Genomic DNA, 9,372 nt, shown 5'->3' on the forward strand with positions numbered 1-9,372 from the left:
GATAGCCGCTAGCAGGCCCCCGGCAATCCGGATCTCGCAAGGGGGGCATCCAGCCACGGAGATGGCTAGGCGGGCATCGCGCGCATCATCAGCAGCCCGCATCCGCCCAGCATCCCCGCCCAGCGGGCGGCACGTACCGCAATGGCCGGCGCATAGGCGAGCAGCAGCACCAGCACGAGCGCACCGAGCGTCAGCGTGCCGATCCACGAGACGCTGCCCATCGGCCAGCCCTCCTGCTGCACGCAAGCCGCCAGGGCAAGGGCCAGCGCAGCACAGCCCAGTCCCTGCAAGCGCAGCCGCTCGGCGGGCGAAGGTGCGGCGCCACGGCCGTGGCGATCGGCATAGTGGCGGTCCAGCGTCTGGCTTAGCGCGGTGAAGCCGCTATAGGTGAAGGCCAGCGCGGTGAGAAAACCCAGGCTTGTGCTCATGCGGCTCCCTTCGCGTCGCCTGGTGGCATGCCCGCGTTTTTTGCCGGAAGCACGCGCCGCGCGGGTGCGCCTGCCGGCGCGCGCGCCTTGGTGCGCCGCCCCAGGACATGCGCCGCCGCGCCCAGCGCAATGCCCAGCCCCAGCACCGTCAAGTCGAATCCCGCCACGGCAGCGGGCCCCTGGCCCTGCAACAGGGTCACGCCAAGGTGGGTTTGCGTGGCGAAGGCGTTGAGCACGGGAATGGCAGCGAGCATCAGCGCGCCGGCCCACAGCTGCACGCGCCACATGCCGCGCGTCGGCCGCACCTGCGCCAGCACGGCTGCCGCGGCCCAGGCGATGAAGAAGGCATGGATCTCCGCGTCGGGCCGGTGGGCCATGCCCACCGGCAGCAAGCGATTGGCCCAGAAGTACGTGGCGAACGCGATCGGCAGCCCGGCAATGGCGCCGATGTCGAGCGCGTCCACCAGCCGCAAGCCAAAGCTCGGGCGCGCGCCGGCCGCCAGCGCCTTGGCCTGGCCCAGGCGCGTCTTCACGCCCCACAGCAGCGCGCCGGTGGCCACCATGACGCACCCCGCCAGCCCGCTCACAAAAAACAGCGCGCGCAGCAAGGGGCCGGCGAAATGCGCTTCGTGCAGGCCCACCATCACGCCGCGCGTCTGGTTGGCCGCGGCGGGCGCGTCGCCCGTCGTCGCGACCAGCGCGCCGGTGACGCCGTTAAAGCGCATCGACGGCGCATTGGCGGACAGCGAGCCTTCGGTGCCGCGCGACACCGTGATGGTGGCGTTGGCATCGCCCGCCAGCGTGATGGCGACGCGGCTCGGCTGGGCGCCATCCCAATGGCGCATGGCTTGTTCCACCAGCGGCGCGAGCGGCGTCAGCGGGGCCGCCTGCCCACTTGGCTTGCCTTGCGGCGCGCGGCCGAACGCCTCGTTGTTGAAGGCCTGCTGGTTGCCCTGGTACGCGGTCTGGATGCCCCACGGCATGTACATGAACATCAGCGTAACCAGCCCGGTGTAGGTGATCATCAGGTGGAAGGGCAGGGCCAGCACGGCGGTGGCGTTGTGCGCATCGAGCCAGGAGCGCTGGCCCTTGCGTGGCCGGAAGGTGAAGAAGTCCTGGAAGATGCGCCGGTGCGTGATGACGCCGCTGAGAATGGCCACCAGCATGAACATCGCGCAAAAGCCGATGATCCAGCGCGCCCAGATTGCCTGCATGAAGTACAGGTCGAAGTGCAGGCGGTAGAGGAACTCGCCGCCGCGCGTGTCGCGCACGCTTTGCAGGAAGGTGCCGGTGGCGGGATCCAGCGTGCGGCTCTCGAAGCGGCCGCGGCCGCCCCCGATGCCCGAGGCCGGCGCGCCGGGCAGGCGCATCCACAGCACGTTCACGACGGGGTTGCGTTCGTCCGGCAAGTCAATGAACCAGCGGGGCGAATCCGCCGCGTTGCGCTGCAGGAACGCCACCGCGCGGCTGGCCGCTTCGGCGCTGGCCACTTGCGTGGCGGCCGAGCGGTGCAGCTCGGGTTTCATCCACAGCGTGATCTCATCCTTGAAGTAGCTGGCGGTGCCGGCACAGAACACCAGCACCAGCACCCAGCACACCAGCAGCCCGGACCAGCTATGCAGCCAGGCCATGGACTGACGCAGCCCGGCCTTCATGGCGCACTCCGCAAAGCAGCCAGCAAGACGCCGAGGACGATGGCAGGCGCCGCCACGCCGGCCCAGGCGCGCAACGCGCTGCCGGCGGCGAACACCCACAGCACCGCGCACGCGTAGAGCGAGAACGACAGGAGCGTGGCTGTCATCACCGCCTCGGCTGGCGGCATCGGCAGCACCACGGCCAGCAGCCCGGTGGCCACGGCCGCGAGTACATAGCCGCCCACGATGGCAGCCACCACGCGCGAGGCAACGCCAAGGCGATAGCGGCCGGTCTGGCTCAACCCCATGGCAAGCTCTCCCTTACTTGTTGGGCGCGGCAGCCGGCACTGCGGGTACCGCGGCCAGGCCATCGGCCTGCGTCAGCGACAGGGTGGTGACATAGCTGGCGATGTCGTACGGCTTGCCATTGCGCTCGCCGGCGGTCTTGTCGACGTGGCGCACCTCCAGCACGTAGGTGCCTTGCCACGGTTGCGTCAGGTGCACCATGCCTTGCTCGTCGGTGCGCAGCTCGCGGCCCCAGCCGGACTGCACGGCCACGCCTACCTTGGTCTTGGGCAGCGGGCGGCCCGCATAGACCACCTGGTACTCGCCGGCGCGGCCGGTCGGCACGATGTCGAGCGCCAGCTTGGGCGTCACCGCGGCCGTGCCGCCGGCACCCAGCAGCCGGGCCGCCGGCGTCCAGGCGGTGCGGATCACCTTGTCGCCGTCCTTGCGCTCCAGCAGGGGATAGCCCGCGTCCTGTGCGACGATGGTCTCGCCCGCGCCTGCGCGCCCCGACAAAATGAAGCCGTTGGCGGTCTTGTCGGCCTTGAGGGGTTGCTCACCCTTGGCCGTGACCAGCACGGCGGTGGGCTGCACGAACCGGTCCAGCAATCCCGGCGAAACTTCGCGCAGGTTCTCGTTGAATTCGCCAAAATACAGTTGGGCGGCCGCCGGCGTTTGTTCCAGCCAGACCTGGTGGGCCTGGGCGGTGCCGCTCAGTGCGGCGCCGCAAAGCAGGGCGGAGGTAATGAGGCGATTCATGGGCTATGCATCCTTTCAAGACGGGGGGCCTGGCAGTGCCGTGTTGCGCACAGGCCGTGGCTGGGACGGCCGGGAAATCGTGACCGGGAAGCTGTATATGATAATCGTTCTCATTTATCCTGTGTGGATTTTGCGTGATGGCGGAGCGTGGCGACAGGGCGTGGACGCGGGGCAGCCGACGCCCTCGGGAAGCGGATCTGCGGCCCTTGAGGGGGTGTGGGAGAGCGGCTTTTGGTCCGGCTTTTGCATCCGGATTCAAGGCTTGGCGCGGACTGGTCCCGCGCTCGGCTATCATGTGCGATCCTCAGGATCTCCAGTGTGCGGCCAGCGCCGCATCCGCGACCGTTCCCCCGCCCCTTCTACCTGCATTCATTGTGTCTTTTGCCATGCCTTCTTCTGATCCCGCCGACGTCAAGAAAGTCGCCGCCATTATCTGGATTCGCGTTCAGATCGAGCGGCTCGGCATCTCCATGGATGAACTGGAGGCGGCAGGTTGTTTTGACTGGGTGGCGGCGCCGGCCAGGCAGCCGATCGTGGAGCCGGTAGCAGAGGAAGCTGAGCTGGATGCAGTACCGGCGTTGTTGCCCGCAGGACCGATCACGGCGCCGCCCGCGCTGTTGCCTGCCGGGCCAATCACCGCGCCGCCCGTGGTGGCACCTGCGCCATTGCGCAAGGCCGAAGCGCGCAAACGTGCTCCTGCTCCTGTCAGGCAATCAGCGCCGCCCGTTGTGCCGGTCGCAGCGCCGGTAGCCGCGCCTGTTGTAGCTGCCGCAGTAGCTGCTGAAGCCGTGCCCGCGGAAAAACCGGCAGCAGCATCGGTTGCCGAACCGGTGGCCACTCCGGCAGTGGTTCCCGCGCCTGCACGGGCGACCATGTCCGTGCCCGCACAGAAAGCGGGAGCGGTGAGACCGGCGGCACCTGCAGTGGCACCTGCAGCGGCGCCGGCACAGGTAGCCGAGGCCGTCGCAGCGCCGGCAGCGGCAGCAGCTGCGCCAGCACCGTCACAGGCGAGCGCGCCCGCACGCCGCTACCGCAATGCAGAGGGACAGGTCTGGGATGGCGTGGGCCCCATGCCGGCATGGCTGCTGCGCGCAGTCAACGCGGGCCAGTCGGTGGAGCATTTCCGGGTGAATTGAAGACAGCGGCCGATGGCCGCTGGCTCAGACCGCTGACAAACCTGAAGCATTAGCCGAAGCCGCCGGACAGGCCAAAGCCGCGCGCCATGACGACGGCTGTTCTCCCTCTCCCCCAGCCCCTCTCCCGCGCGCGGGAGAGGGGAGCACGACAACGCAGATCCGGCTTTGTCCGCTATGGCGCCGCGCTGCCGTTCAGGCCAGCGGGTTGAGGATGGTGCGGCAGCGGATAAACGTCGTTTCCGCATCCAGCGCGGCGGCCAGCGTCGGCGAGGGGACCTTGTCGAGGTCGGTCACCACGTAGCCCATCTGGCCATGCGTCTGCAGGTGCTGGGCCACGATGTTGACCCCGTCGCGCGCCAGCAGCGTGTTGAGCGCGGCGAGCGCGCCCGGCGCGTTGCCGTGCACGTTGAGCAGCCGCGCCGGCGACGTCAGCGGGCCCGGGCTCACCTCGGGGAAATTCACCGCGCCAATCGTGTCGCCCGTCCTGAGGAAGGCAATCAGCTTGGTGGCGACTTCCGTGCCGATATTTTCCTGCGCCTCTTCCGTGCTGCCGCCGATATGCGGCGTCAGGATCGCGTTGGGCACCCCCTGCAGCGGGCTGGTGAACAGATCGGCGTTGGTCTTGGGCTCTTCGGGGAAGACGTCGATCGCCAGCCCGGCGATGTGGTTGTCATCGCACGCTGCGCGCAGCGCTTCGATATCCACCACCGTGCCGCGCGACGCATTGATCAGTATCGCGCCGCGCCGGAACTGCCGGAGCACGTCGGCATCGATCATCTTCCTGGTCTGCGCGGTGGCCGGCACGTGCAGCGTCACGATGTCGGCCTGCGACACCGCATCCGCCAGCGAGCGCGCCGCGCGCGCCGAGCCGAGCGACAGCTTGGCCTGCACATCGTAGTACACCACGCGCATGCCCATGGCTTCTGCCAGCACGCCAACCTGCGAGCCGATATTGCCATAGCCGATGATGGCGATGGTCTTGCCGCGCGCCTCGAATGACCCGCTTGCTCCCTTCGCCCATTTGCCGGCATGCGCCAGCGTGTTCTTCTCGGGAACGCGGCGCAGCAGCAGGATCGCCTCCGCGATGACCAGCTCGGCCACGGAACGCGTATTGGAAAACGGCGCGTTGAACACCGGCATGCCGGCACGGGCCGCGGCGTCGAGGTCTACCTGCGAGGTGCCGATGCAGAAGCAGCCGATGGCCACGAGGTGCTTGGCGGCTTCGATTTCAGCCGCGCCAAGGTGCGTGGCGGAGCGAATGCCGAGAATCTGGTGGGCCGCGGGAGCGCGATGCAGTTCGTCGCCCGCGAGCGCGCCAGTGCGGCGCTCTACGGTGACGTGCGCTTCCTTGAAGCGCTCGACGGCGGTGTCATGGATGTTTTCAAGCAGCAGTGCTGAGGTCATGGCGATTGGGTGATGGCGGCGAAGGCGCGAGGTGGGTGCGGCAGCGCGAGGGCATGCGCAATGTGAAGCGTACGCTGCCATGGTAACGCAGGCAGCGCTGCCCGTCCGAACACCCACATTGCCGCCAATGGCAAATCCGTCCCGCCCGGGGCGAGGCCCGCTAGGGAAAGCCCCCGGATTGACCGGAGAATCAACGGCTCATACAATTAATTGGAATATCGTTCTGACTAATAGAACAAAATGTGCGGGGCGAGGATGAGCTGGCCTGGCAGAACAACCTGGAGATTGCCGGTCTGCTCCAGCAATGGATGCTGGCCAATATTCGCTGAAGGGCCGCTCTTGCTGGACCTGAACCATAGACAACGGCCTGTCGCCAACGACGGGCCTTGACTTCATAGAAGGAGACAACCATGCATTTCCGCCTTTGCGCCAGCCTTGCCCTGGCCACCGTCAGCCTGGCAGCCCATGCCGACACCTGGCCCGACAAGCCGGTGCGCATCGTCGTGCCATACACCGCCGGCGGCACCACCGATTTCGTGGCCCGCCAGGTGGCGCAGAAGCTCACCGAAAGCACCGGCAAGTCATTCTTCGTGGAGAACAAGCCCGGTGCCAGCGGCACCATCGGCACGCTGCAGGTGGCACGTTCCGCGCCCGACGGCTACACGCTGCTGGCTAATGACACCACGTACACCATGCTGCCGTCGCTGTTCAAGACGCTGCCCTGGGATTACAACAACGACCTGGTGCCGGTGACCACGATCGCGCAGACGCCGGTGATCCTGATCGTGCCGGCGAGCTCGAAGTTCAAGACGCTGCAGGAACTGATCGACTTCGCCAGGCAAAACCCGGGCAAGCTGAATTTCGGCTCGGGCGGTGCCGGCAGTTCCACGCACTTGTCCGCCGAGGTGTTCAAGAAGGACGCCAAGGTGTCGATCACGCATATCCCGTACAAGGGCGCGGGCGATGCGCTGATGGGGCTGATCGGCAACAACGTGGATATCCTGATCACCGCCACGCCGACCGCGGTGCCGCAGATCAAGGGCGGCAAGGCCCGCGCGCTGGCGGTCACGGGAGCCGCGCGCGTGCCCGCGCTGCCGGACGTGCCGACCTTTGCCGAGGCCGGCCTGAAGGACTACAAGGTGATCAACTGGTTCGGCTTGGCGGCGCCCAAGGGCACGCCCCCTGCGCTGGTAGCAAAACTGCAGGCGGAGGTGCAAAAGAGTGTGAACAGCCCTGAGGTCAAGGAGCGCCTGGCCAGCATGGGCGCCCAGCCGGGCGGCATTGCACCGGCGGACTTCGCCAGGCGCATCAAGGACGACACCGCGCTGTGGAGCCAGGTGGCAAAATCCGCCGATGTGAAGGCCGAGTGAATGGGTAAGCGCCGCGAGGACAACAAGGAACGAACATGTACTTCAGAACCGTGCCCCGGGAGATTTGCCTCCAGGTCTTCTCGGCCATGCCCGCGCATTTGCGCAAGACCGGCGTGCGCTCCGAGTGGGCTGACGCCAACAAGGGCGGGGCCTGCATCGACAGCTTCCTGGAGGGCCCGGTATTCGACCCCGCGGGCAACCTGTACGTGACGGACATCCCGTTCGGGCGCATCTTCCGCATCTCGCCCGCCGGAGATTGGTCGCTGGTCGCCGAGTACAAGGGCGAGCCCAACGGCATGAAGTTCCTGAACGAGCGCGAACTGGTGGTGGCCGACTATCGCAACGGCCTGTTGCGCGTCAACGTGGATACGGGCGAGGTGGCAACCTTGCTGGGACGGCGCAACGCGGAGCAGTTCAAGGGCGTGAACGACCTGGTGATCGCGCGCAACGGCGACCTGTACTTCACCGACCAGGGCCAGACCGGCCTGCACGATCCCACGGGCCGCGTCTACCGCCTGCGCGCCGGCGGGCAGCTGGACTTGCTGCTGGGCAATGTGCCCAGCCCCAACGGCCTGGCACTGTCCCGCGACGAGAAGGTGCTGTTCGTGGCGGCAACGCGCGGCAATTGCGTGTGGCGCGTGCCGCTGCAGGCCGACGGCAGCGTGTCGAAGGTGGGGCAGTTCTTTACCTTCTATGGCACCAGCGGCCCCGACGGCATGGCCATCGACAGCCGCGACCGGCTGTTCGTGGCGCATGCCAGCCTGGGCTGCGTGTGGGTGCTAAGCAAGCGTGGCGAGCCGGAAGCGATCCTCGCCAGCCCGGTGGGCGCGACCACGACCAACCTCGCGTTTCAGCCCACCGTTGAGGCCGGGCGGCCGCGCAAGGTGTTCGTCACCGAATCGGAGACGGGCACGATCCTGTTCGCGGACCTGGACGAGGCCGGGCTGGGCGCTTGATGCCGTTCAGGCCCGCGATTGTCACTTCGGTGGCAGCAGGTCTTGCAGGTCCCGCAGTGTTGCCGCGGTCGCGGGACCCGCAGGTGCGGCAACGGGCGGCACCGGACGGGTCGCGCTGGTCGTACTCCTCGCGCCAGTCGCGCCAACCTGGCCGGTGCTGATGCCGGCGGCGACGTGCGGCACGGCAGCCGGGTCGAGCCGGCCATTCTGGCCCAGCGCGATCTGCGCGCAGCCGGTGAGCAAGCCGTCTTTCTTCAGGCTGTTGGTGATATCGATCGCCAGGACTGCCGCGCGCTCCTCGATGGGAATGATGGTGCCGCCGCGGCTGAACGTGTATTTGCCTTTCCACACCGCGCGGTTCTGCCTGACATCCGTCAGCGTCGTGCCATAGTTGATCGACAGCCGGCCGCCGGCCGTGTTGACCACGCCCCCGCCATTGGCGATGGTCAGCACCGTATCGGCGCCGAATGCCCGCATCCTGCCGGTCAGCGCGGACGAATCGAGCTCCAGCCCGGTGATTTCGTCATACGCCGATTCCACGCCGCATTGCCGGGTCACCTCCCGGAACTTGGCCGAGAACGCCGCGGAAAAATCGCTGTTCCAGCCCATGCCGGTGGTGCCCAGCACATACATGCGGGTGGGCTTGTTGGTGTAGTCGCTGGCGCGGCTGGTCACGCCGACGGTGGTCGGCGCGCAGCCGCCCAGCAGCAGCAAGGCTGCGGCCACTACGGCCGGGGCGCCGTTTCGATAGAGGTTTCCCATGTCTTGTGCCCTGAGGGAGATAGCGAGGCGACCGGCTGTGGCCGGCGCTCGCTTGCTACTTCGTGTATGAAAAGTAATAGGGACTGGTGGCGGAGCGCATGACAAAGCGCCCGTCGGCCTCGGTCAGCCGATAGCAGGTCTGCATCGCGCTGAACGTCGGGTTGGCCATCTCGAAGCAGATCTGGTTCGCTTCCGGCTCGATCCGATAGCTGCCGGGCGAATAGCCCCGGGTAACTGAGTTGGTCACATCCAGGCCGCCGCTTTCCCGGACCTGCATCCAGAGCGTGATGCCGGAGGGCGCGATAGCGTTGATCCTGCCAAGATGCGTGAAATGGCTGGCCAGCTCGGCCCCGGTCAGTTGCCGGCCTTGTGGTCCGGCCGCGGGCCGGGCCGGGGCGTAGGCCGCGGCGCCTTGGGCCGGTTGGCCTGGCTGCCCGGATGGGACGGCCATGGCAGGCGGGGCGACGGATGCGGCCTCGCTGCGGAATTTCTGCAGCGCCAGCGCGGACCGGGCGGGCACCTCGCTGATCCATTGCGCAGGAATGCCGACTATGTACCCAACGACATAGAGCAGAGGGTTTTTTGATTAGCGGTCGCGGCCGCAGGCGCGTGAGCCGGGACCCGGCGAGGTCAGCCCG

The 9,372-nt window shown here is 67.6% G+C and carries 10 protein-coding genes; 3 read left to right on the forward strand and 7 right to left on the reverse strand.

Annotation, left to right across the window (positions count from 1 at the left end; translation table 11 throughout):
* Positions 1 to 65: 65 nt before the first annotated feature.
* The 4 genes from ACYP5B_RS22420 to ACYP5B_RS22435 are packed head-to-tail and all read right to left on the reverse strand — an operon-like array spanning position 66 to position 3,106.
* A complete protein-coding gene (locus tag ACYP5B_RS22420) occupies positions 66 to 428 on the reverse strand; it encodes a DUF3325 domain-containing protein (protein ID WP_400096061.1) in 363 nt (120 codons plus the stop codon).
* Complete coding sequence (locus ACYP5B_RS22425; RefSeq protein ID WP_459571139.1) at positions 425 to 2,083, reverse strand: PepSY-associated TM helix domain-containing protein; 1,659 nt, start codon at positions 2,081 to 2,083, stop codon at positions 425 to 427. The genes ACYP5B_RS22420 and ACYP5B_RS22425 overlap by 4 nt, the downstream gene beginning before the upstream one ends.
* Positions 2,080 to 2,370, reverse strand: coding sequence for an iron transporter (locus tag ACYP5B_RS22430; protein ID WP_400096059.1), 291 nt, complete (start codon positions 2,368 to 2,370; stop codon positions 2,080 to 2,082). Before ACYP5B_RS22430 ends, ACYP5B_RS22425 begins: the two co-directional genes overlap by 4 nt.
* Before the next feature lie 13 nt (positions 2,371 to 2,383).
* Positions 2,384 to 3,106 (reverse strand): cobalt ABC transporter substrate-binding protein, encoded by a 723-nt coding sequence (locus ACYP5B_RS22435; protein WP_459571141.1) that lies wholly within the window; start codon positions 3,104 to 3,106, stop codon positions 2,384 to 2,386.
* A 386-nt stretch (positions 3,107 to 3,492) separates the two neighbouring features.
* Here ACYP5B_RS22435 and ACYP5B_RS22440 point away from each other — a divergent pair, with 386 nt between their 5' ends.
* Positions 3,493 to 4,242, forward strand: coding sequence for an H-NS family nucleoid-associated regulatory protein (locus ACYP5B_RS22440; protein WP_459571142.1), 750 nt, complete (start codon positions 3,493 to 3,495; stop codon positions 4,240 to 4,242).
* Positions 4,243 to 4,434: 192 nt separating this feature from the next.
* Here ACYP5B_RS22440 and serA read toward each other — a convergent pair whose 3' ends face one another.
* Positions 4,435 to 5,646, reverse strand: coding sequence for a phosphoglycerate dehydrogenase (gene serA, locus ACYP5B_RS22445; RefSeq protein WP_400096056.1), 1,212 nt, complete (start codon positions 5,644 to 5,646; stop codon positions 4,435 to 4,437).
* A 410-nt stretch (positions 5,647 to 6,056) separates the two neighbouring features.
* Here serA and ACYP5B_RS22450 point away from each other — a divergent pair, with 410 nt between their 5' ends.
* Both ACYP5B_RS22450 and ACYP5B_RS22455 read left to right on the forward strand, forming a co-directional pair.
* Complete coding sequence (locus tag ACYP5B_RS22450) at positions 6,057 to 7,016, forward strand: Bug family tripartite tricarboxylate transporter substrate binding protein (protein ID WP_400096055.1); 960 nt, start codon at positions 6,057 to 6,059, stop codon at positions 7,014 to 7,016.
* A 35-nt stretch (positions 7,017 to 7,051) separates the two neighbouring features.
* Positions 7,052 to 7,972 carry an SMP-30/gluconolactonase/LRE family protein gene (locus ACYP5B_RS22455; protein WP_459571144.1) on the forward strand — a complete coding sequence of 307 codons (921 nt, stop codon included), beginning with the start codon at positions 7,052 to 7,054 and terminating at the stop codon, positions 7,970 to 7,972.
* A 21-nt stretch (positions 7,973 to 7,993) separates the two neighbouring features.
* On the opposite strand, the gene ACYP5B_RS22460 is transcribed toward ACYP5B_RS22455, so the two are convergent.
* Together ACYP5B_RS22460 and ACYP5B_RS22465 are read right to left on the reverse strand one after the other, a co-directional pair.
* Positions 7,994 to 8,734, reverse strand: a complete 741-nt coding sequence (locus ACYP5B_RS22460; protein WP_400096053.1) for a hypothetical protein — start codon at positions 8,732 to 8,734, stop codon at positions 7,994 to 7,996.
* 55 nt (positions 8,735 to 8,789) lie between these two features.
* The gene (locus ACYP5B_RS22465; protein ID WP_459571145.1) at positions 8,790 to 9,254 is read right to left on the reverse strand and encodes a hypothetical protein; all 465 of its coding nucleotides are present in this window, start codon (positions 9,252 to 9,254) and stop codon (positions 8,790 to 8,792) included.
* Positions 9,255 to 9,372 lie beyond the last annotated feature (118 nt).

It is taken from the genome of Cupriavidus sp. 8B, from assembly GCF_054589115.1.